We start from the raw sequence: 23,764 nt of genomic DNA, 5'->3' as shown, positions 1-23,764 counted from the left end.
GGCTTTGCGATGTCTATGGCTTAAGATTTATAAATTGCATAGCCGCGCCCAAGTCCCTGATACTCGACGGCCACGGAATTAGTGGGTTTGAATGCGCCATTATCGATAAAATCCACACCCATTTCTTTGTAAAAACGTAATTGACTCTTGTGTTGTGACAACTCCACATGCATCATCACCGGATTGAATACCGCGCCACTCGTATCGGTATTTTCCTCGCCTTCGTGTACCGAACCGGTTCCGGGTGGAGCGGAATAAACCGGTTTAGCTGCTGCCTTGGCAAGATGCGTTGCATACAGATTACGCATCAATGCGCGCAATTCATCACGTTCTTTACCGAGCACGGCATCCAGTTTAGCGCGATATTGTTGTTCTTCCTTCTTGGTCAATGAGATTTTGGCTTTTGCTTTCGCTTGCAGAATCAGCAATTGGGGATAGCGGCTCGCTTCGCAACCCCAAACGACCAAAAATGCATCATTTGTAAAAGCAGCCTGAAACTTGGCTAGCTCTTGTCCGCCGAAAACATGAGCAAGCTCAGAATCGGTAAAATCATCCCGCCGCGCATCCTTATCAAACTGTTTGCGTTTGTAGTTAGGGGTATTCACGATTACCGGGCCATCTGCAATCGCATGCCCGATGAAATGCACTTCACACAGTGATGCAGCGGGTTGCGTTGCCGCAATCTCATACAGATCGGACACGGACATGCTGTTTTCCTTGCCACCCGGCCATTTGTCGTAATCGGCTTTCGATATATCCCCGTCTTCATTCCCGGTTAATTGCTTGGCTAATTCATGCGCACCACTATAGTACAACCGTGAATTCACCTGCTTTTCCGCCGGAGATACTTTTAACTTCAAAGTGCCATTGATATTGTAACGATAATTCTTTGCCAGCAAAGCATCGCGCTTAGGCTGTATGGTTTGTCCATCTTTTGCGCCTCCTTTCTTGAATTCGATGAAGGTCCCGTTAAGAAAATCGAAAATGACGACACGCTCAGCTTTACCCTGTTGTAGTAAATAATCTTTGTAATTTTTCGCCATTTTCAGATAGGTCGCAGGGTTCTTTTGCGGATCTTCATTGGCCTGAGATTTACGCGGGTAATTAACTTGAGCAACCAGTAATGCCGTGCGCGCATTTGCAACAATGCTTGGTTGTTCGATTTGCTCAATGACCTGCTGCGCAACTGGCTGAATGGCGTCTATCACAGCTTGCCGCACGGGCTCAATCATTGGCTTAACCGGCTGGTTTGGCTGGTTGATGCGCATAGCAACAGTAATATCCTACAACTGCCGCCCGGTTTTCGGATCGTACGCCACCGGCACCGGCACGACTTGATCGGTCGGCAGCACTTCCACCCATTGATCGAAGACTTCAAAATCCTCACCCGCCTGCAACGCGCGAAAACCGCCTTGCAGCGGATAAAAACCGTGCTCGTAAACCTTGTCGACCGGCGTCGCCGAGACGCGGTTATCGTCGTTGATTTCGTCGCCGGGATAGCGTCCGACTTGCATCGACTTGGCGTGTTTTTCCGCCACCACGTCGCACAAGTGGTTGATGGCGTCGCGGATCGTCACATTCGGACCGCTGTGCGGGATTTTGGCGAGCTCTGCCGGCGGCGCGACGTAATTGTCGTCCAAGCCGTCGGTGCCTTCGACATGCAAGCGTTGCAGCCAATTCATCGCCGCGCGCTCCTGGCCGGGGCGGATCGGAATCACCGCCTTGACCCACGGCGCATTCAAAAACGCGTTGCGCATGTTGTCGCCGTCGAGTTGCAGCAGCCAGCCGAGCGACGCGCCGAGCTTGGCCGGTTCCGATTCTTCGGTGATGTAGTAATTGTCGACGCGGTTATCGTGCGCCCCGCCCCAGGTGACGGTATCGGTCGCCGCGATTTGCGAATCTTCGGCTTTGATCGCAGCGGATGTCACCAGATTCTTGCTCAGCTTGCCTTTGATCTGCGTGTAAACCGAACCGCTCGCTGCAGCGGGTGCGGGTTCGACAGTAGAAGGTTTGCGGATGCCGCCCAAGCCTTGGTGGCTTTGATGCAAGCGCGGACGCCACCATTCCGGCGCGACGAAATACAGCATTTTGTCGATGTCGAAAATCGTATTGAGCAATTCCGACACCACATGCCGCGTACGATCGTCCGGCATCGGCAAACCCTTGGTCAGCATGTCCTGAATCAGGCAGCGGTACACCACGATGCGTTCTTCCTCGCGCAAATCCTCGTACTTGCGCGATTCGATGCGCGACATCTTATTGATGCGGTCGCGCGCCGCTTCGACAAATGCCTGTTCGAACTCCATCCGGGTTTTTTCGTTGAATTCGCTGATTTTCTGGTCGTTCTGCGCGGTGATATCGTCGCGCAACTTCTTGGTCGGCTGCCAGGTGATCTTGGCGATCACGCGCAGCGGCGATACGTTGCGGAAATTGACATGCTTGACCTTGACCGAAAAACGGATCGAACCCGGCGAGACTTCCTCCACGTCATCGAGCTGCAAGCGGATATCGTTGCCGCCGTAGTCGAACGTAATGAAGCCATCTTCGCCATATTCATAACCCGGCTGGTCGCACTGCGCCTTGAAGCCGCCGAAATGCCATTGAACCTTCTCCGGCTCGCCCTCGTTATCGTCCAGATTCACCTCCTTGCCTTCGGCGTAGACTTCATCCATATCGTCTTCCGGCAACGTATCTTCGGTTTTGGGCACGAATGGAATATCCATGCTCAATTCGGTGGAGACCGCCTGCGGCATCGGAATCGCTTCCGGCGGCGGCGTTTCGCCGACTTCCGGGCCTTTGGCCAAATGCACCAGCTTGGAAATCCCTAACTGCCGCCCCGGATCGTCGACATACGTCTGCCAGCACAAATACGTGCCGATATCTTGCACTTGCACGCCGACTTGGCGCATTTTGCGGCGCATCTCGTAATTGAGCAGCTCGGCGGTGGTGTTGTTCAACACGTAACGCTTGCTCGAGGTATCGGTGGTTTCGGTAACGGTGCGGAAGGTGGATTTGTAGTTCTTGCGAATCTCGGTGGAAATTTTCTCGGTCTGCTGACGCATGTGCTTGTGCGTCACTTCACGCGCTTTCGATTGCGTATTGGCCATGTCGATGCTCGCTGAAGCGCTGGCGCTGCCGCCGATCCAGCTTTGGTTGGCGGTCGCGTTCATGCCGAATTTGGTATCGGATTTGTTGTCTTCCTTCACCGCTTGCGACAGTTCGTCTTCCTCGGTCAGCGACTTCTCGGTTCTCAACACCGTTTCCAGCGAGGTTTCCAGCGTGCGTTCGACCAGCGTGCGGCGCGTGCTGACTTCGACCAGCTCGACGCTGCTGCCGGGACTGAGCCACACATGCCCGACCGCCGGGCCGAGAAACGTGTCGAACTCGAAGAAATACTGGCGAAACAAATGCACGATGCCGATCGGCGACAACCCGGCGCGTCCGAGGTCCTTGAACGGATCCATGTAATCGAGCGGGTCCTTGAAACTCAGCAGCTTTTGCAAATTGGCCCAATGATCACCTGGCTTATAGAACAATTGCTTGAGCGCCTCAAACTGTTTGGTTTGCTTCAGATGCAGCACATAACCCGCCACCGCCGATTCGCGCTGCAATTGCTCCGCCGCCAGCGCATTGGTCTGCTCCACGCGGCTATTTGCACGCGGCTCTTGCGCGCCGCGATACCATTCCATGATGTTCGGAATCACCTCGCGGTTCAACGTGGTCTTGATGCGTTCCTCGTCGATCAACCGATCCCAGATGCGCTCGTCGTAACGCTCCAGCGGCGGCAATTCGCGCGTCAGATTCTCAATCACGAAACTGCCCATCGCCCCCTTGCGCGGCACTTCGTTGCTGCCGGTATCCAGCCGCGAAATCTTGTCGAGCATGCCGCGCTCGTTCAGCACCATCTCGAAATTGCCGCGATAGCCTTTGAACAACTGATCGCGCACCTTGCTCAAATCCGCGCGAAACCCTTTATCGATGCGTTGCTGAATACGCTTGGATTTCCAGCCGATCATCGGCTGATACACACCGAAAATCTCGCTGTCGTACGGCAGGATATTCTGATACTTGGAATAGTCGCTGATTTTTTTCATGACCGGCCTCCTGATGGTTGGCGATTGTCGTTGCGATGAAGAGGAACCTCTGCTGGTGACTATAGGGAAAAGCGGCGGAGGCGTCAAATGGCAGGAGCCGTAAACCTGTCCTCTTTAAAGGAGATCGAATGACTGAGGAGAAAACTAAAAAACGCAATCAAGAGAATGACTTGACCAAAATTAAGGCAATCCTATCGATTACTTTATGCTTAAAAGCCGACAAAGATAATTTACAAGAAAAATTTCATAAAAATGCAGCCTGAAAAAACTATACCAATCCAGGAAATTTACCACTTTTGCAGATCATCATAATGAATTATAGGTAAAGGATTTTCCTTAAATTGAACCAAGCGCTCTTCAGAATCATTTGGAATATTAAGAAAGTAATTTAGTAGCTTAATTCGAATATCCTCATTTGGAACAACAACCATATTCACATCACTACGATTAAACTTGTAATAAGCTTCATTACTTATCTCATTAACAATACCAAGCTGCAAGTCAACAGCTGACGGAACAAGTCGCCATTCCCGCTCTTTATAGTAAAGATCAATTTCTTTAGTTTCGTCACGAGCAGGACCAAGATCACCCATTTCTTTATCAAAAGAAAAGGCATAGATCGCACTACTCACATATTGATTCAGCATTTCTGTAGTAAACACAACTTCTCCGTCTTTATTCAGAAGCTTAAACTCAGAATCATTCACTAACTGATTACGTAGCGCCATCACGAACTTAAATTGCTCCCAAAGATTCAAATAGGGAACCCCTCGTCTTTCATTATTATGATTACCTGTAGCGTAATCAACAAAGTATCTTGCTGGATTACCACCAGCATTTTTCACAAATGACTTCTTAAATCCGATGCCAAATTTACCGTAAATAGACGTATGATCATCACATTCCTTCAGAGGAATATCTGTAAAGCAAATAACTTGATTAAAAACAAATGAACCATCCGGAAACTTAACCTGCATTACAGAAGTACGCAGTCCTTGTTCAAATATTTGCGTACATACCTCAAGTTGTCTTAAGGGATTATCTTTAGCAGAACGAGCAAGAAAATGTATAAGATTGTCGGAAATTATAGACATGGCGCGTATAGTTTATTCTGATGAATAGTTTATTTGAAGTACTTCGCTTGCTTCCATTCCTAAAACAACCTGCAATTTAAGTATGCCCAGGGAATCTGGAAGGTTGTTAGCAATGCACGAGATGGATATTCACCGGAAATTCTTCAAGGTAAAGCCCGGTTGCTTCGACTAAGTTGGCCAATGCTTCTTCAACGGTTTCACCTTGCGTGGTCGTGCCGGTTTCTGAGTTAAAAACAACATAACCGCCTTCCGATGCTGGTGTCAATACTGCGGATAGTTCCATGATTTCATCCCCTTTCAGTTTCTCGGAATTATACCGTAGAGATTCAACAATTAAATTCCGTTCAAAACTGCTACCTGAAAAACCGCTACTCCCATAACTGCCGGTCTTTGATGCTAGAATCCCGGCCATAACACAAACAAGAACCGCTCCAATCAAGGAATTTACGCATGAGACGTGACCGATCCACTGCTTTTTTATGGTTTATACAATTCTTTTGCTGTGCCTTTTTGCTGCTCGATGCCCCCACTTCCCGCGCGGCGCGGGTGGATGCCAAAACCATCGAACGGCAGCTTTCGAACTCCGCTACGCTCGGATTGAACAAAACCGAAGCCGCCGAATTGCAGAAATTCTACGCGCAGCGCGGTTATCAGCCGGTTTGGCTGACGGATGATCCCGGGCCGTCGTTGCTCGAATCCGCGATGACGTTTATCGCCAATGCCGATGCCGAGGGATTGGATAGCCGCGATTATGGTTTGCCGGAGTTACAGCAATTGCAGCAGCAGGCGGGGCAGTCGTCCGCTGCCGCGATGGAATTGGAATTGCGCACCACATGGGCGGTGTTGAATTTAGCGCGGGATGTGTCGCGCGGACGGTTGACCGCGACTGCAGCCGACCCGGATTGGCATATCACCCAACCGGACTTTGACGCGGCGGGATTTTTACTGACCGCAGTGCAATCCGGCCAGTTGCCGCAGGCGTTTGACGAATTGCCGCCAACCAAGCTGCATTACCGGTTGTTGAAGCAGACTTTGGCGCGCTACCGCAAGCTGGCGGATGAACAGGTGGAGTGGCTGAAAATTCCGGATGCGCCGTCGATCCATCCGGGCGACACCCACCCGCATATTCCATTGATCCGCCAACGCATCGCGCAAGCGTTTGACGCCGACGGTATCGCCGGATTCCAGGTTAAGCCCTCGAAAAGCGAGCATTACGATCGAGAGCTGGTCAACGCGGTCAAAGCGTTTCAGACGCAGCACAATTTGAATACCGACGGCGTCATCGGCAAAAACACCTTGCGCGCGTTGAACCGGCCGCTGGCGTGGAAAATCCGCCAGTTGCGCATCAACATGGAACGTTTGCGCTGGTTGCCGAAGAAACTGGGGGATCGCTACTTGCTGGTGAATACCGCCGGATTCATGCTGACCGCCGCGGAACAGGAGCAGGAAGTCTTGTCGATGCGCATCATCGTCGGGCGCGACTACCGTTCGACGCCGACGTTCAACAGCGCGATGTCGCACATGGTGCTGAATCCCTATTGGAATGTGCCGTACAGCATCGCCACCAAGGATTTGCTGCCGAAGCAGAAAAGCGATCCGGCTTTCTTCTCCAACGGCGGATTCAAGATTTTTCCCGGTAACAACCGCAATGCCGAACCGATTGACCCGGATGAGATCGATTGGCACGATCTGAAAGGCGGATTCCCCTATTTCCTGCGCCAAGACCCCGGCAAACAAAATGCGCTGGGTAGGATCAAGTTCATGTTTCCAAATTCTTTCAGCATTTATCTGCACGATACGCCATCGAAATCGCTGTTCCAGCGAGATATCCGCACCTTCAGTTCGGGTTGCATCCGTTTGGAAAAGCCAATGGAGCTGGCAGCTTTTGCGCTTAAAGAACAAAGCCTTCCGGAAAAATTCATGGCCGATTTGGATAGTGAATATACCAAAACCGTGCATTTACCCAAGCCATTACCCATCTTCTTAGTGTATATTACCGCCTGGGTTGATGAGCACGAAATGGTGCACTTTTCGCCCGATATTTACGACCGTGATTTACGCGCATTGCGTTATGCTCGCTGGTAAATTGTTTTTTCGCACACATTCGCAGATTTTTCAGGAGAAAGAATACGATGATACGAAAACTATTAGAGCAAGCTTATTTATCAGAAACAGAACCTGTGCAAAGCCGCCGCCGGTTGATTCAAGCGGGATTGGGCGCTTGCGCCATGCTGGCGCTGCCGATGACGGCCACCACCGCGCACGCCGCCATCAAAAAACCTTACGAGAAAAAACTGAGCTTTTTGAATTTGCATACCGGCGAACGCACCCGAGCGACATTTTGGGCGAATGGCCGTTATGTTCCGGAAGGATTACGCGCGATCAATCATGTGTTGCGCGACCATCGCACCAATGAGCGTATGACGATTGATCCTTACTTAGTCGATTTTCTGCACCAATTGCAATACCGCCTCAGAACCAACCAAGAATTTCACGTCATCTCCGCTTACCGTTCCCATGCGACCAATGCCAAGCTCGCCCAACTCAGCGACGGAGTCGCTAAAAACAGCTTGCATACCCAAGGCAAAGCCATCGATATCCGCCTGCCGGGCCGTAAACTGGCGGATTTACGCTCCGCTGCATTGTCGCTGCAAATGGGCGGCGTCGGTTACTACCCTTCCTCCAACTTTATCCACCTGGATTCCGGACGCGTGCGTTTCTGGTAGCAGTTACAAATCGCTAATCGCAAACGGCCGATCAATTTTCCCCGAAAATGCCGGTAGAACGCTCGGATAGCGCTCGTCAGTTGGTTTGTGGTGTCAGTTTCAGTTCGGCAAATATATCCGCGCTCCAGCGCACGCTGTCTCCCTGCTTGCGCCAAATCTGAGCGAAATACGCATCCAGTTCCGGGTTGGCGATCGTTTGTCCGGCGACGATATATCCGGTGGTTTTCACCGGATTGACCGCGCTACCCGGCCCGATCGAACCTTCCAGCAGCACCTTCGGCCTGTCCTGCAACAGCCGGATGCTGTTCGCATATTCGTTCAGCGACATTTCGCCGCTGGCCAGCCGAGCCAGCAGCACCGGTAATTTGCTGACATCCTCGGCAGAAGTGCGAGGTAACTGCACTTGTGAATATAAATCGGCCATGCGTTGATCAAAACGGTCACGTAACCGCCGGGCCGGTACGCCAACATATATACCCAACGGCTCGCACTGGCCGGTTACGACCGCACCGGCGCCGATGATTGACCCGGAACCGATATGCGCGCCGCCGACCACAATCGCACCGGTCGAAATCATCACATTGTCGCCGATGCGAACCGGCTTGACCGGTGCAACGGTGCACAGCAACCAATCCTGTTCTGTCATGAAGCGCTTGAAGACATTCGCCGGACCGCCGAAGGTATAATTCAACAAGGATTCATTGCGATGCTCGCCGCCGATCACGATGGTGGCATCGTGCGCAATTTCACAGAATGCACCGGCGGAAAACACCAATTCGTCGGCAGGATTGGCGATCAAGCGGATACGCGGCAACAGTCCGAGCGAGAAAAGCGGCCAATCTCCAACCGCACCTTCGGCGCTACCGTAATCACCAGATCATAAGGCGCCAGCAAAGACCAGTTTAATTCCGACATTGCCGGGATATTAACGTTGTAGAGCATGTTTCAGATGCTAGCAGCCTGGCGGAAGACTGTCACGCTTTTGCTCGGCGTTTGAACGGAACACCCGCAGCGCCTAGTTGCCGACGTGCCGATTACTCCACTTGTTAAGCACCGCCACCAACAGATTCATATTGACAGGTTTTGAAAGAAAATCATCCATGCCCGCCGCAAAGCACCGCTGACGGTTTTCTTCGAATGCATCGGCAGTCAACGCGATGATCGGCAGCGGCAGTTTCCCGTTTTGCCGCTCCCATTGGCGGATTTTCTCGGTTGCCTGATAACCGTTCATCACCGGCATTTCACAATCCATCAGCACCAGCGCAGGTTGCAGCCCCTGCATCACCGCATTCACGGCTTCTTGCCCGTTCACGGCTACCTCGCAGCGAAATCCGTGCTTCTCCAGTAACGAAACGATAACCGTGCGGCTGATCGCATTATCCTCGGCTACTAAAATCAAGCCGTCTTGCTGAGACTGGTTGCGCACGGGCACGGCACCGGTAATAGATGCGCCTCCGGCAAGATCGCCTGCATCGCCGGGTTCCGGCCGATTAACGCGGATCCGGAACCATATCCTTGTTCCTTGGCCTTCTTGGCTCTCGACGCCGACGCTGCCTCCCAGCAATCTGGCCAAATTGTGGACGATGGACAAACCAAGCCCGGTGCCGCCGTATTGCCGGGTTGTCGAAGCGTCCACCTGCGAGAATGGCTTGAAAAGTCTATCTTGCTTATCGGCGGGAATACCGATGCCGCTATCGGTGACCGCGAATTCCAGCATCGTTTCCGCCGTCGCCGTTTTGATTTCGCGCGCCTCGACGCGCACGAAACCTTGCGGTGTAAACTTGATGGCATTGTTAACCAGATTGGCCAGCATCTGCCCGATCCTGACCGGGTCGGAACGATACCGCATTCCCGGTTTGCCGTACCAGGATACATCGAGCGGCAACCCTTTCGCGTTCGCGCTCTCGGCAAATAGCGCCGCCGTTTCCAGCATCAATTGTTCGGGATCGAAAATATGACTTTCCAGCTTGATCTGTCCGGCCTCAATTTTCGACAAGTCAAGAATATCGTTGAGTACGACCAACAGGTTGTTTCCGGAAGTTACGATTACCCGAGCATAATCCAACCGCTCGCTATCTTTGATGTCCGGCAACTGGAGCAGGTAAGCCATCCCCAGAATGCCGTTCAGCGGCGTTCTGATTTCATGAGACATGGTCGCCAGAAACCGGCTCTTGGCCAAATTAGCCGATTCCGCGGCAACTTTGGCTTGCTGCAACGCTTCGCTGTTCGCGCGCAATTGTGCTGTCTGCTCGTCCACCGTTTCCTGAATCAGCACGGTCCGCCCTGTCGTAACCAGCATCAGCATCTGCAGCATGCTGGCCACCAGCAGCCCGGCGAAGCTCAGCGCCCAAGCCTGCCAAGGCCGGTGCGCGCTTAGCCATTTCGCATCCGGGAAAATGATCAATTCCCAGTCGCGATCAGCCATCTGTAGTGTTGTCCGCCAAATGAGAGCGGCATCCGTTGCAATATCGGGCGCTGAACTGAACAGCAATTGACTGTCAGGTTGTCCGGCTAAATCCCGCAATTGAAAAACAATGCCCGGCGTTGCAAGGCTCCCAACGGCAGAGTAAACCATATCGGGAATTTTCAATGCGCCTACCACAAAACCGATAAATTCCGGCGGATGTTCCGTGCCGTTCCTGTCAAAATTCTGGCGGTAAACCGGGTGCAGTACCAATATGCCCGACTTATTCTGTTGATCCTGTACCAGATTGATCAAACTGGTCGCCGCTGGCCGGGCAGATTGCCGGGCGCGATCGATGGCTTCCGCCCGAACCGGATTGGAGTAAATATCATAACCGATCGCTTTTTGATTGCTTTCAGGCGGGGTCATATAGGTCACGACGATATACTCCGCCCGGTTGTTTGCTATCGTCAACTCGCCCTGCGCATCCAGCTCGGTTATCCGGAATGTTTTGCCAGGTTGGTTTGCGGATTGGGTTTGCTCGAACAGCGTCCGCTCCCGGTCACGCACGTAAAAATTGTAACTAAGCCCCGCAATTCCTTGGGATTCCCGCAGTATTTCCCGGGTAAAGTAATCGAATTGCTGAAAGCTCATATCAGGATTCAGCTCGACCAATCGCCGCAATGCCGACAGTGTTTCGTTATAGGCGCTGAAACGTTCCTGCAACTGGAAAGCGATGATTTGCCCGATGTTTTGAATCTCGGCTTGCTGCTGTCTACTTTCGAGTCTCGAGGTGTTAACGAATCCGGCCACGATCAGTACCACCAGAATCAGGGTAATGGGCGCAATGACGGCCTTTCGCGTTTTCCAGTAAGACTGCTTGCAGAAAAAAGCCAACAATAGCGGTGCGAAGACCAACACGCCGAAAGTATCGCCGGCCCACCAATTCCACCACGACCAAGAAATATCGGAGACGCTGATAGTGCCTAAAAAGAACAGGGTCAGATGCGCGGCACTGGCTGAAATCATGCAGGACAATGGGCCGCCCAGCAGAAAAAAAACGACGATATCTTGTTCCCGCATTAATATCTGCCAGCGATCCTTGACGAATTTGCGAACCAGACAAGCGCCGGCTGCGGCTTGCAACATCGCCCCTATTCCTAAGAATGCCGCAACCAGAATACTATCCGGCGTGAAATTACCGTGATTCCAGGCAACCCAGCTATTGAGCCCCAAAGACCCGATCCAGATACCCGGCAACAGCCGATAACCGGACACCAGAATCAGCGCAAGCGCCAATCCGGCGGCAGGAAACACCGGACTCGCATACCCCGGCGGAATTGCCAGCAACAATCCCAGAAAGCCCAGCAGGGCATAACCAATAGCTGCATAAGCATTGTGCCGTATGATCTTCAAAGATGCTCCAGTTGATGTTTGGATCCGATCCAACATGCAAATAACAATTTGTTATGGCAGAGAATTTATACGACTGATAGCGAATTAAGCCATGCGAACATTGTGATTATATTCGGAATCGCCGCCCTGAAGTTAGCGGCTATGCGTTTTTCTGATTCCTGAGCCAATGTCAGGTTTCAGAGAGCATTCTTTGGAACAACCGGCTAGCCGGTTGATTGGGATCTATTTTTCAGACCACCCGGCAAATCCAGGCGGGTAACCGTGCAAAAATCTCCGTTAATAATTAAGAACAAACCCGACCCGGAAACTCACTGGCTCGACAGGGTGGAAGTGGAAGTCGTTTACGCCGGTGAGCGGCTCACCCGGCAGGCGGGACGTGTAGAAATAAGTGATCGCATCATCCTTGCGGTTCAGCATGTTGAACACTTCGGCCTGAATGCGGAACGACCGGTTGAATTCATACCCCAGCATCGCGGAGAGCAAAATAGTGCCGTCCGAGCGCTTGGAGTTGTCTTCGTTCAACGCGCGCGGCCCAAGATACCGCAATCTCGGGCCGCCGTAGAAACCGCCGGAAACATCATGAAAGGTCGCGCCCGTGGCAATGACCGCTTCCACGGCGTTAGGCACATGATTGCCTTCATCCGGCACGGCATTGCGAAAACGTGCATGCGAGAAACTGAAATCCGCGTCAAATGTCAGCCAATGCACCGGCTGGTAATAGTTGGTGAATTCGATGCCGTAGCGGCGGCTGGGGCGGCTTGCTTCGGTCGTGCCTGCATCCCCGACAAAAACCAGTTCCGATTGAAGATCCATCCACCAGGCAGTCAAGGTGCTGTGCAAGCCCGGGATCCAGGTTGAGCGGATACCGGTTTCAGCACTGTAGGTGCGGGCAAGGGGATCGGCGCGATCCACGGGACTGCCGCTGGCCGGATCGATGCGGGTATTGATCCCGCGGGCATCATTGCTGTGAAAGCCCAATCCGCCGTTTAAGTAAAGCTCGGTATTCGCCCAGGGACCGAAGACGATACCTAATTTCGGACTGGCCAATCCGTCATAGCGCGTGCCGTTGTTTTGCTGGATATTGCTTTGGTTGACGGCAAAGCGGAAGCCATCGAAACGCACGCCCATGCTGGTACGCAGCCAGCTTTGCCACTGTGTCTTGTTTTGCAGAAAAGGGCTGACGCTGGTAACCCAGACGGAGTCCTGGCGGGTAATGCCGTACACCCGCTGCGCATGCGCTTTTGTCAGGGCATTCTGAATATTATCGTTGCGCACTTGTATTCCCAGCGTCGTTTCGGAATCGAACCGGCCGATTTTATGAAATACCGTGTGGCTGGCCGCCAGGCCGGTTGTCCAGCGGTCGTCGGGCTGACCGAACTGATCGCCGCAGGTCTGGAATATGCTCGTGGAAATCCGGTTGGCGGACTGTAAACCGTTTAACCCCGAGCATCCCACCGGATTGGTCGTTTCATTATTATCCAGAAGAAAAGAGAAATTCGAATAAAGGTCCAGTTTGGAGTAAATGCCGTACGCCATGACCGACGTCAGGCTGTTTTCCGAGCGCCGGTTCCATTCGCCCGTCAGGCTGTAGCGATGACTTTTTCCGCCATCGGTCGGGTCGATCGCGTCGAACCGGCGGATAGTGTCCATCCCGATAGCCCGCCTCGGGATTTGATCGGTCGCGCGCCAATCCGAATGCGTTCCCATCGCGGTGATACGCCAGTCCTGGTTGCCGTTGCTGCCGCTGTACCGGATCAGGCCGTTGAACTTCAGATAATTATTTCCGGTAGTCCACGGGCCGTCGTTGTGCACGATCTCGCCGGCATACAACACATTGCCTTGTGATAGCCGACGTGATCCGGCGATCAATCCCCGGTAATAATCAAAACTGCCGCCGGTGAAGCGCAGCATATTTTGGGGCAGACGGTTGAAGTAGCGGATGTTGGCTGATCCGGCGCTGGAGAAATCCCCGGTGTCGGCGTAATAATTTCCTTTTCTGAATTCGATCGATTCGATTAATTCCGGGATCAGGAAATTGATATCCGTCCAGCCCTGCCCGTGGGCATGAGAAAGCTGATTGACCGGCACGCCTTCGATCTGCGTGAGAAAATCGGTGCCATGATCCAGATTGAAGCCACGCAAAAAAAACTGATTCGCTTTACCTTCGCCGCTGTGCTGGGTAGCGATGAGTCCCGGCACCGTTTCCAGAATTTCTCCGGGACGAGTCATCGGCCGGTACCGGATTTGATCCTGCCCGACTTTGCCTTGTGAAGCGGCGTCGGCGATGCCGGTCAGTTCATCGGCACGGCCGGTAACACGCACTTCATCCAGAGTCGCATGGGCAAGTTTATTGGTCTGTGAACCACGTTCAGCAGTATTTGCATAAGCTGGCAGGTCTTTTCCCTGGGCATGAATACTGGTGCTGAAAAAGAAAGTAAACGCTAGCACGATCAGCCATGAAATCAGAATCCCGACGCCATGTAGTAGTAGTGTGGCGGACACAAAACCTGCAATGTAAAAACCAAGGCTGGTGGAGGCCGAGATTTCCTGTCCGTGCACATAACCATGAAAAAATGCAAACAGGGAAATAATAATGATATTGGCCGGTGCGCTGAATCGTACCCCGCATATGATCAAGGCGCTGATCATGAAACAGGATAAAAGAACCATGGCTTCCGCGCCTGGAACAGCATAGCTGGCAGCACCCGTCAGGCCGCCAAGACTCATGATACCGACAAATACAGCAGGCAATATCCACAGGGCCTGTCCTCGTATCTGAGCAGCCCAGATGCCCACCGCCACCATCACGAGAATATGATCCCAGCCCATTAGCGGATGCAGGAATCCTTCACTCCAGTCCTTAGCGAAATAGAAATTGAATGTAAATTGCGCGTGAGAGGAAGGCAAAAACGCAATAATTAAACCAAGCAAAAGCAGCGAGATCAACAAAAAGAATGCGGAGTGCTTCGTGGAAATATATCGGGTAAGCATTCTCGGCTAGGCAAGTAAGTTAATGAAATGCTACGAGCGGCGATTAATTTTCTGCGATACCTATTATGAAATTAACTCAACTTTTCCGGTTCTGAGATGATATACCCCCCCTACGATCTTGAGTTTCTTGCTATCAACCAACCGGCTCAAGATGGGCGGCTGTTTTCTTAATTCTTCAACATTGAGCACGACATTCTTTTTAACAATGTCGAAATACCGGTCACTGGCAACATAATCCGGGGTTATGCGTACAGCCCTGACTGCCGGAGTCAGTGCCGTGGCAATTGTCTGTATATGTCCTGGAAACTGCTGGTAATTATCCGTTGCATCGATTGCTGCTTTGATAGCTCCGCAACTCTCATGTCCCAGAACCATGATTAACGGAACGTGCAAAACAGCAGCAGCGTATTCAAGGGTTGCAATAAAATCTGTGGTAATGTAATTGCCCGCCACGCGTGCTACAAATAAATCTCCACGTTGTTCATCAAAACAGAATTCCGGACTCACACGGGAATCCGAGCAACTAAGAATACAGGCAAATGGATTCTGCCCTTTGACCAGATCCAATCGCTCATCTTTAAAATTCAGCGGTGTTGAATTGTTCGTGACATACCGTTCATTCCCTTTCATCAAGCGTTCAAGAGCAGCTTCTGGACTTAATACGTTCTCGGGAATAGGCGGTATTTTTACTATTTCGGATATTGCATTTGCTGTACCCGAAAACGGTAGGCTCAAACCAAGCAAGGATGCCGTAGTCATTTTAAGCAAAAGCCTTCTTTGTTGCGTTTCTTGCTTTCCTAAAACCGGCATTTCATTCTTCCTTCAAATTTAATTTCATAATTCGGTTATTTATTACGATGACCAGTGTTTAGACATTCCCGCTGCAAATAAGAACATCCACATGGTCAATACAAATGGAAATGTCAGAGTGGGTAAACCGATTGGCGCCAGGAAATTGGCTAGAGCCGCCTGACAAATGACAGTCAGAATACCAGCCAGAAATGCCAGGATGGCGGTTCCGGTTGACGGTTTGAGAAAAACCCAACCCACTGCCATCATGGTTAGTACCGGATTAAACGCATATAATCCCATTTCGATTAGATTTTGGCTCGCACCTAGATGAATCGGCACCAAAACACCGACAAATGTTCCGCAAAACGCCATGACGGCACCACGCGCCGAAGTAATTAAAATACCGATTAGAAATAGAATCCCAACCAGTACATTATCTGCAAACATGACTTCTGCAATTCCTTTGGCCAGCGCCACATACCATAGCTCAATCGTATTATCCGTAAAGGACGAAAGCCAGGCTGCGACAGGCAGGTTTGCGCTTGCAATCGCTTCGGGTATCCCCGGCACCGGCAAAACAGGACTCGGGGATAGTGCCTCAAAAGAATATATCGCAACCATAAACATCCAACAGGTCAACACAAAGGGTGATGTTGAAGCGGGTATTTTGTAGGGAGTCAGAATTTTGATCATTGCAGCCAGCACGACGCTCGATAAAATTGCAGCGAATACGACGTAAACCCACAGCAGCGGCGTGTTCTCAAGAAACAAGAACAGGCACGGCCCAACCAAAGTGCCGTTAAATCCATAGAGTCCGGCATCGATATCATCTTCCGAGAAACCAAGCAGAACAGCGGTGATCGTACTTGTAATCACGCCCACAGTCGCCGCCAATCCAGCGGTTGTGCCGCCAATATATAGCGCAACCAAAAAAACAAGGCCAGTAACAGCATTACCGCAAAAAAATACTTGACCTACACCCCTCAGTATTACTCGGATTGGACGTGGCAAAGCCATATCTATTTTCACTGCCCATTGCATTTTTTATCTCCAGATAATTTCTCGATTAGAAAATTCCGAACCAAAGTTTTCACCCCAAAAACGATCGCTCAAATTCAGATAAAGATTTCTTGAGTAATAATTAGTTAATGCGCTCCCACTTCTTCCAGAAGACCTTGTTTCACAATAAAATCAATTATTTCCTGAACCCCCTGGCCTGTGCGCATATTGGTAAAGACGAAGGGCCGGTCACCACGCATCTTTTTGGCATCGCGCGCCATAACATCCAGATCGGCACCAACATACGGAGCCAAATCAATTTTGTTTATGACCAGCAAAGCGGATCGTGTAATACCCGGTCCGCCTTTTCTGGGTATTTTTTCTCCGCCGGCAACATCAATGACGTAAATGGTCAAATCCGATAATTCGGGACTGAATGTGGACGCTAAATTATCACCGCCCGACTCAACAAGTATCAGATCCAAATTTGGAAATTCCTGGGTAATGCGGGCGATCGCTTCGAGATTAATAGAAGCATCTTCTCTAATTGCGGTATGAGGACAACCGCCGGTTTCCACGCCAATCAACCTTTCCGCAGGAAGCGCTTCAGCACGCAATAAGATTTCAAGATCTTCCTTGGTATAAATATCGTTTGTAATTACCGCCATTTCGTATTTGTCGCGCATTTTCTTGCTTAATATTTCACACAGAGCGGTTTTGCCGGAACCAACTGGCCCGCCTATGCCGACACGGAGCGGATTAGATTTTTGTGTCATACGGTATATTCCAAGTTATTGTTTTAGGATCGATAAATTCGGCTGTATTGTATTTCATGCATCATCGACAAAATCGATAAGCCGGGCGCCCAATTGGAAAGCTCATTATCTTCGAGCTGTATTGCACGTTCAGCCGCTATTTCTATTTCCGGATGAAGCGACAGCAACAGGCGCTGACCTGCAACTTGCCCAAGCGGTACGGATTTAACACATACCAGCACCTGATTTTCTATTATTGAAAATAAGAAACCCAGCAGCGCAGCTTTATGCGATAGCTTCAATGCAACGGCTGCGCAAGCGAATGCGGTTGGCAACGGAATTTCTGTTTGATGTGCCATCATTGACTGCAGCGTTTCGTTAGCCACATTCAAGTCAAGTATCAACTTGCTCAGCGAATAACCCATCTGAATGGTTTCAGCTCTAAATTCATGGGTATCTCGAGAGACAAGAAATATTTCCGTCCAGCGTGTAACCTCCGATTCGTTTTTGTTTGAAAAAGCTTGCAACAGGCGCCAAAAAACCGGCGCCTCGAAATCGGCAACAACGGATAAGGATTCTTTAATCCAGGCCTGCGCGGATTCTTCGTTGGTTACATTGCCGATTTCTATTGCCGCTTCCAAGCCTTGCGAGTATGTATAGGCACCAATCGGTAATGATGGGCTTGCCAAGTGCAGTAAGCTTAGTAACTCTGCGGATTGTCCCTCGTTTATCATTTTTTCGAGTATCGGTACACGTTAAGATAATTATCAAAAAGCAACGGCATCTATTTATTCGATTTTTTAACAATCAAGCTGTCACGGAAACGCCTGTAATTCGTGGTGCAATCATGAAAACACCCGACATTTGTGATGTTTAATGAAAACTTTACTTCGAGCTTGGGATTCAGCAAAAGAAAGATTCCGGAATCGTTCTTTTGCCGAGAAGAACCAACCAAGTGTTTCTAAAATAGAAAGTAACGCTGAGCCATAGGAAGCGTAATCGCGGGCTCACAAATCAACAATTCTCCGTCAGCGCGAACTTCATAAGTCTCAGGATTGATTTCCATCTTTGGCGTTGCGCCATTATGAATCATGTCCTTTTTGCGCAGACCGCGAGTGTTCTTAACCGCAATCAATGGTTTCTCGGTTTTAAGAAAATCCACCAAACCGGCATTCAAGGAGGCTTCTGATACAAATGTATAACAAGTATTTCTCAGTGCGGTGCCATAGGCGCCAAACATGTACCGGTAATGTACGGGTTGTGGTGTGGGAATTGAGGCATTCGGATCGCCCATCAATGCAGCCGTAATCATGCCTCCCTTCAATACCATTGAAGGTTTGACACCGAAATGCGCCGGTCTCCACAACACCAAATCGGCATATTTCCCGACTTCAATCGACCCCACAGCATGCGAAATGCCATGACAAATCGCCGGGTTGATTGTGTATTTGGCAATATAGCGTTTCACCCTGAAATTGTCGTTTCTCGCTGAATCTTCTTTGAGTGCGCCGCGTTGAACCTTCATTTTATGCGCGGTTTGCCATGTTCTTGTCACCACTTCGCCAATACGTCCCATGGCTTGCGAATCTGAAGACATCATCGATATAGCTCCGATGTCATGCAAAATATCCTCGGCTGCGATGGTTTCCTTGCGAATCCGGGATTCAGCAAAAGCGACATCTTCCGGAATCGCAGGACTTAAATGATGACATACCATCAGCATATCCAGATGTTCATCCAGCGTATTGCGGGTATAAGGGCGCGTCGGATTGGTCGACGAAGGCAACACATTGTCATATTCAACAACTTTCATAATGTCCGGTGCGTGCCCGCCTCCTGCACCCTCGGTATGAAATGTATGAATCGTTCTGCCTTTCATCGCTTTGATTGTATTCTCGAGATAACCGCCCTCGTTAATCGTATCGGTATGAATCGCCACCTGTACGTCCATTTTGTCGGCAACCGTCAGACAGTTATCAATCGCAGCATACGTTGTACCCCAGTCCTCATGCAGCTTCAAACCGCATGCACCCGCCAGAATCTGCTCTATATTCGGTGTCGGTAAACTGACATTGCCTTTGCCAAAAAATCCAGTATTCATGACCATTCCGTCGGAGGCCCGCAACATTGAATGGATATGCCAAGGACCCGGCGTACAGGTAGTCGCCAGCGTTCCCACCGCTGGACCGGTACCGCCTCCCAGCATTGTGGTAATGCCATTCATCATGGCATCTTCTTCCTGCTGCGGACAAATAAAGTGGATGTGTGTATCCAAACCGCCGGCTGTAAGAATCTGCCCTTCCCCGGCAATAATTTCGGTAGCGGCGCCGATGGCCATCGTAACCCCTGGTTGTATATCGGGATTACCCGATTTACCGATTGCCGCAACTCTGCCATTCTTAAGCCCAACATCCGCCTTCACTATGCCCCAGTAGTCAATAATGATCACATTAGTGATAACTGTATCCATAACATCCGCATGGTTACGCTGTGATTGTCCCATGCCGTCGCGGATGACCTTGCCGCCGCCAAATTTAACTTCCTCGCCGTAAATGGTGTAATCGCTTTCTATTTCGATGAACAGTTCAGTATCTGCTAAACGAACTCTGTCCCCAGTAGTCGGCCCCATCATTTCAGCATAGGCCTGGCGCGAAATTTTAAAGCTCATATTTTCTGCTCCTTTTGATTGTCTGTTCTGTGGTTGCTGCTTATCATCAGATTGATTAAACAAGCGGGCCCATAACTTTTTGGTTAAATCCATAGATTATTCTGCTCCCTGCAAGATCAACGAGCTCAACGGTACGCTCCTGGCCCGGTTCAAAACGAATCGCGGTTCCCGCCATAATATTCAATCGCATGCCGTAAGCCTGTTGCCGATCGAAGTCAAGCGCAGAGTTCGCTTCAAAAAAATGAAAATGAGAGCCCACCTGAACCGGGCGGTCGCCTGCATTTTTAACTCTGATTGTTTTTGTGTTCCGGCCGGCATTTAGTTCTATCTCGCCTGACTCAATGATGGTTTCTCCTGGAATCATGGTCGTTTACTCCTTGCAGAATTATTAAGAAATCGGGTTATGAACAGTTACCAGTTTGGTGCCATCTGGAAAGGTAGCTTCAACCTGAATGTCATGGATCATTTCAGGAACGCCTTCCATGACATCCGCGCGGGTCAGAACGCGCGCGCCTGCGGCCATTAGCTCAGCAACTGTGCGGCCATCGCGCGCCCCTTCGAGAACAGCACATGTAATCAAAGCAACTGCTTCAGGATAGTTCAGCTTTACACCGCGTGCTTTACGTCTCTCAGCAAGGAGTCCGGCAGTAAAAATTTGCAGTTTGTCTTTTTCTCGTGGAGTCAGATCCATGAATACCTCCTTTTAAATAAGTCATTAAAATACGTGAAACAACAGAATCAATTCGTAACGAAGAAACTTAACTCAGGTATTCCACATGCGCGGAACTTCTGCTTTGCGTCCGAGTAGCGCTGGACGCAAAACACCCCAAAGCTTTAACATCACGATACGTGCAACTTCACTTGAGTTACCTAGATAACGCGCTACTATTACTGATTTTACTTGCGAGACACCCAGCATCCCGGCTCCTTTATCAAGGTCAGCTGTCAGACTGCGAAGTGTATTAATTAACTCGTTGGAACAAATTGAATCACTAACCGCTAACAAGGTTGCACAAACAGTTTTATCAGCCAGAATGAGCGAACTGCGCATCGCTTCGCTTCCACCGCGTAAATTAAGCTGTTCGTACCAGATTAATTTTTTCTCCCTGCATATGGTTACTTTCTGCCTGATTTGACCGGTATTGAATGATTCACCGAAAGCGGTGCGCCCGAGACAGAATATCTCGCATCCAATATAGACTGCGTTCTTTTCCAGATTGATGCTTTGAACAAGTTCCACTTGCGCATCGTCAAAAAAGATCGTTTCTTGCGGCAACCACTCCATCGAACCGCCGGTTTTCACATCAAGCGTTACATTTTGATACGAAATGTGACCATTGGATCTGTACCACTTTGCCGCACCTGGTGTTGTTATCTGCACGCTAGCATCTGCGCCGACATGGTTCGCTATTTCCAGTCTGTCCCCTCCGACGACTCCCCCGGGCGGATGAACCAATACTATGTGGCAAACTTCCGAGCCTTCAGGATAAAATGGCTTTTGCACATACAGTTGTCCAAAATGATCACGTGTCGCTAAACGACTTTTTCCTGCTTCCTTGTCAAAGGTTAATGAAATACTTGCATCCGGCTTTATTTCAGAAGCTGGATGCACAAATTTAAGCTGAGCTTGATGGTCCGTTACCCGGGATTCACGGATGCCCTGCTGTTTATCATTACTTATCTTGTCTATAGATACCACAGAGGCTTCCGTTTCCGAATTCTGCTGTAAATTTCGATATGTGGACATTTCTATTAGTGCGCCTTCTGTTTCTGTATCGTTTTCATTTTTAATTTATACGCAAATTGCACAAAGCACATCCGGGGATAAATATTAAATAATACAAATTATTACAAGACCCTATCTCAATAACTCCAGAGTATTCAAAAAATCTCTGATCTGAATCTTTGGTTACATAACATCCATTTCTCTTCCGGAAAAACTTTTTTCATGCCACACACATATTCAGCGGATGATGATCAGATTTGCAACTGGAATGAGAGCTTAAAAACATTGACCTTTTCCCCAAAAGCATCCGGTGAATAATTTAAGCCTTTCGTAAATAAATCACCATGCTGGTAATAGGCTGAGACCCGGGCATTGAAGCCATCAATGATATAGTTTAAACCGCCTTCAATTTCTTCGCGGTTTCTGCTTAAATCGGGTTGAACACTGGTAAATCTACCATAGGGCTGAAACTGACCGATCCCAATTTTGGTAGGAAACAAATAAAGACCGGTCACCGTCCAGGATTGCCCGTCAAAAATACAGAAACAACCACCATCAGAAAACGCAGATCTATCGTAGTTTGCATAAAATTTCTTATACTCACCATTAAATGTAAGAACGCCTAGATTTTTAGGGAGTACTTTCTCAAACACTCCGTCAGTTACCCAACCGAAAAAGTCACTGTTATGCGAACGTGAACCAGCACCATTCTTTTGGTATGAAAAGCCCCAAGCAAGCGCGAGAATATCTCCGGCCTTACCGTAATAAGTTTGGCTTGTATAATAGCCAGGATTTTGCTCAGGATTTAAAAAATTATAAGTTAACCGGCCAGCCCACAGTACATCATCTGAATGATTGGGTCCCACATTATTTTTAGAACTCAACCCGCGATATACCCCCCCGGCATAACCGAGAGTGCCCGGGATGAATCCCGGTTCTAAACTTCCCCAGAGAGTACCGCCATCGTCACGGCCATAACGACCGGCTCCACCCGCGCCAAAATGGGTACTGAAGTCACTGGAGAAAAAAGGAGTTTTGAAAGGATCGTGCGTGGCTTGATAGAAGGGACCGCTTAATTCACCGCGTTCCGTAGGAACAAGCATGCGCCCGCCCCAGATATTGAAATAACGGTTATATTCGAATTTACCGATTGCATCGAGTACAGTGTAAAGATTCTTTGGAGAATCACCCTTGTGCGTGTTATTACACCAAAAACATTCCGTGTTAAACTCGAATTTGACAAAGCGGTGAACTTGCCCGTTCACATAAATACGAGCATTATCGTTACTAAACCGATCCCGGTAATCATTTTGAGTGTTTTGCGCCCACACACCGGAACCTCTATAGCCAGCACCAATGGTCAGCCATCGATAATTATCATATTCTATCCGGAACTTATATTTATCGAATCCAACTTTTAGATCACCTACTTTATTATGATTAGCTTCGAAGTTATTGCCATGAAGCCACGAATTCATTTTTTTTCTGTCAGCAACAGCTTCTGCTTTGTCATTGCTGGATGTTGTTTTTAAATTGTTCTCAACAACAGAGTCTGCATTTGCATTTGGTGAGTAGACTGCACTCATTATCATTACAATCGCAGAAAAGAAAAGGCATTTGAAAAGTTTCTTATGTTCTTTATATGTATCTTTCATACATTGATGCAATTGTTGCTGAATTTCTGGCTTCTTACTATTAATGCCAGATACCGGATGCATCCATAAGAAATAAAACTTCATTCATTATCTCCCTTTTTTTACGATAGATGATATGCAGTATGTAATAGAAAGAGAAAGCTGAAACTTTCTATTACGAAAATTTTTTATCTGTCTAAAAAACGATTTTATAAAATATAATATAATTTCATCTGATACTAAAATACTCTTGCTGCAAGTACTGAATGTATACAAAACCAAGTACCGATTAACCAACTCGCCTCTCTTGCTTACATCGATACTTAACTCATTTTCCATAAATTTGAATCCGCAAGCATGCCCCGTTCTTAAAAAAGATGAGGCAAATACATTTTTTATCCATTGATGTTCTTTAATAAAAGACCAGCGCTCTTGGAATATTAAGCCGCTGAGAGATCTTCCACC

20 protein-coding genes are annotated in these 23,764 nt (G+C 49.4%); 3 read left to right on the top strand and 17 right to left on the bottom strand.

The window, feature by feature from the left end:
• Positions 1-20: 20 nt before the first annotated feature.
• Entirely contained in the window at positions 21-1,268 is a 1,248-nt protein-coding gene (locus RBH92_RS02750; RefSeq protein WP_307933169.1) for a hypothetical protein, read from the bottom strand.
• A gap of 15 nt (positions 1,269-1,283) precedes the next feature.
• Positions 1,284-4,094 (bottom strand): hypothetical protein, encoded by a 2,811-nt coding sequence (locus RBH92_RS02745; protein ID WP_307933168.1) that lies wholly within the window; start codon positions 4,092-4,094, stop codon positions 1,284-1,286.
• A 128-nt stretch (positions 4,095-4,222) separates the two neighbouring features.
• Here RBH92_RS02745 and RBH92_RS02740 point away from each other — a divergent pair, with 128 nt between their 5' ends.
• Positions 4,223-4,357, top strand: a complete 135-nt coding sequence (locus RBH92_RS02740; RefSeq protein WP_307933167.1) for a hypothetical protein — start codon at positions 4,223-4,225, stop codon at positions 4,355-4,357.
• Between the two features lie 24 nt (positions 4,358-4,381).
• On the opposite strand, the gene RBH92_RS02735 is transcribed toward RBH92_RS02740, so the two are convergent.
• Together RBH92_RS02735 and RBH92_RS02730 are read right to left on the bottom strand one after the other, a co-directional pair.
• Positions 4,382-5,188, bottom strand: coding sequence for an abortive infection system antitoxin AbiGi family protein (locus tag RBH92_RS02735; RefSeq protein ID WP_307933166.1), 807 nt, complete (start codon positions 5,186-5,188; stop codon positions 4,382-4,384).
• A gap of 106 nt (positions 5,189-5,294) precedes the next feature.
• Positions 5,295-5,471: a type II toxin-antitoxin system HicB family antitoxin gene (locus RBH92_RS02730; protein WP_307933165.1), complete on the bottom strand. Its 177-nt coding sequence runs from the start codon at positions 5,469-5,471 to the stop codon at positions 5,295-5,297.
• 167 nt (positions 5,472-5,638) lie between these two features.
• Between RBH92_RS02730 and RBH92_RS02725 the strand changes: the two genes are divergently transcribed.
• Both RBH92_RS02725 and mepK read left to right on the top strand, forming a co-directional pair.
• The gene (locus tag RBH92_RS02725) at positions 5,639-7,273 is read left to right on the top strand and encodes a L,D-transpeptidase family protein (RefSeq protein WP_307933164.1); all 1,635 of its coding nucleotides are present in this window, start codon (positions 5,639-5,641) and stop codon (positions 7,271-7,273) included.
• Positions 7,274-7,320: 47 nt separating this feature from the next.
• A complete protein-coding gene (mepK, locus tag RBH92_RS02720) occupies positions 7,321-7,914 on the top strand; it encodes a peptidoglycan L,D-endopeptidase MepK (RefSeq protein WP_307933163.1) in 594 nt (197 codons plus the stop codon).
• Between the two features lie 76 nt (positions 7,915-7,990).
• On the opposite strand, the gene RBH92_RS02715 is transcribed toward mepK, so the two are convergent.
• From RBH92_RS02715 to RBH92_RS02655, 13 genes are all read right to left on the bottom strand, one after another.
• Complete coding sequence (locus RBH92_RS02715) at positions 7,991-8,713, bottom strand: LbetaH domain-containing protein (RefSeq protein WP_307933162.1); 723 nt, start codon at positions 8,711-8,713, stop codon at positions 7,991-7,993.
• The gene (locus RBH92_RS02710; protein WP_307933161.1) at positions 8,710-8,856 is read right to left on the bottom strand and encodes a hypothetical protein; all 147 of its coding nucleotides are present in this window, start codon (positions 8,854-8,856) and stop codon (positions 8,710-8,712) included. The genes RBH92_RS02715 and RBH92_RS02710 overlap by 4 nt, the downstream gene beginning before the upstream one ends.
• A gap of 73 nt (positions 8,857-8,929) precedes the next feature.
• Positions 8,930-11,734: a CHASE domain-containing protein gene (locus RBH92_RS02705; RefSeq protein ID WP_307933160.1), complete on the bottom strand. Its 2,805-nt coding sequence runs from the start codon at positions 11,732-11,734 to the stop codon at positions 8,930-8,932.
• Positions 11,735-12,010: 276 nt separating this feature from the next.
• A complete protein-coding gene (locus tag RBH92_RS02700) occupies positions 12,011-14,725 on the bottom strand; it encodes a TonB-dependent receptor domain-containing protein (protein WP_307933159.1) in 2,715 nt (904 codons plus the stop codon).
• 63 nt (positions 14,726-14,788) lie between these two features.
• On the bottom strand, positions 14,789-15,535 hold the full coding sequence (locus tag RBH92_RS02695) for a carbonic anhydrase (protein ID WP_307933158.1): 747 nt from the start codon (positions 15,533-15,535) through the stop codon (positions 14,789-14,791).
• A gap of 42 nt (positions 15,536-15,577) precedes the next feature.
• Positions 15,578-16,558 (bottom strand): urea transporter, encoded by a 981-nt coding sequence (yut, locus tag RBH92_RS02690; protein ID WP_307933157.1) that lies wholly within the window; start codon positions 16,556-16,558, stop codon positions 15,578-15,580.
• A gap of 104 nt (positions 16,559-16,662) precedes the next feature.
• On the bottom strand, positions 16,663-17,292 hold the full coding sequence (gene ureG, locus RBH92_RS02685; protein WP_307933156.1) for an urease accessory protein UreG: 630 nt from the start codon (positions 17,290-17,292) through the stop codon (positions 16,663-16,665).
• Between the two features lie 23 nt (positions 17,293-17,315).
• Complete coding sequence (locus RBH92_RS02680) at positions 17,316-18,005, bottom strand: urease accessory protein UreF (protein WP_307933155.1); 690 nt, start codon at positions 18,003-18,005, stop codon at positions 17,316-17,318.
• A gap of 227 nt (positions 18,006-18,232) precedes the next feature.
• Positions 18,233-19,939 carry an urease subunit alpha gene (ureC, locus tag RBH92_RS02675; RefSeq protein WP_307933154.1) on the bottom strand — a complete coding sequence of 569 codons (1,707 nt, stop codon included), beginning with the start codon at positions 19,937-19,939 and terminating at the stop codon, positions 18,233-18,235.
• Positions 19,940-19,994: 55 nt separating this feature from the next.
• Positions 19,995-20,303 (bottom strand): urease subunit beta, encoded by a 309-nt coding sequence (locus tag RBH92_RS02670; protein WP_307933153.1) that lies wholly within the window; start codon positions 20,301-20,303, stop codon positions 19,995-19,997.
• Positions 20,304-20,327: 24 nt separating this feature from the next.
• Positions 20,328-20,630, bottom strand: a complete 303-nt coding sequence (ureA, locus tag RBH92_RS02665) for an urease subunit gamma (RefSeq protein ID WP_292924558.1) — start codon at positions 20,628-20,630, stop codon at positions 20,328-20,330.
• Between the two features lie 72 nt (positions 20,631-20,702).
• On the bottom strand, positions 20,703-21,686 hold the full coding sequence (locus RBH92_RS02660; protein WP_307933152.1) for an urease accessory protein UreD: 984 nt from the start codon (positions 21,684-21,686) through the stop codon (positions 20,703-20,705).
• Positions 21,687-21,916: 230 nt separating this feature from the next.
• Entirely contained in the window at positions 21,917-23,404 is a 1,488-nt protein-coding gene (locus RBH92_RS02655) for a hypothetical protein (protein ID WP_307933151.1), read from the bottom strand.
• Positions 23,405-23,764 lie beyond the last annotated feature (360 nt).

This window comes from Nitrosomonas sp. sh817 (assembly GCF_030908545.1).
Classification (GTDB): domain Bacteria; phylum Pseudomonadota; class Gammaproteobacteria; order Burkholderiales; family Nitrosomonadaceae; genus Nitrosomonas.
The sequence above is the reverse complement of the archived record's forward strand: the minus strand, read 5'-3'. Positions and strand labels throughout refer to the sequence as shown.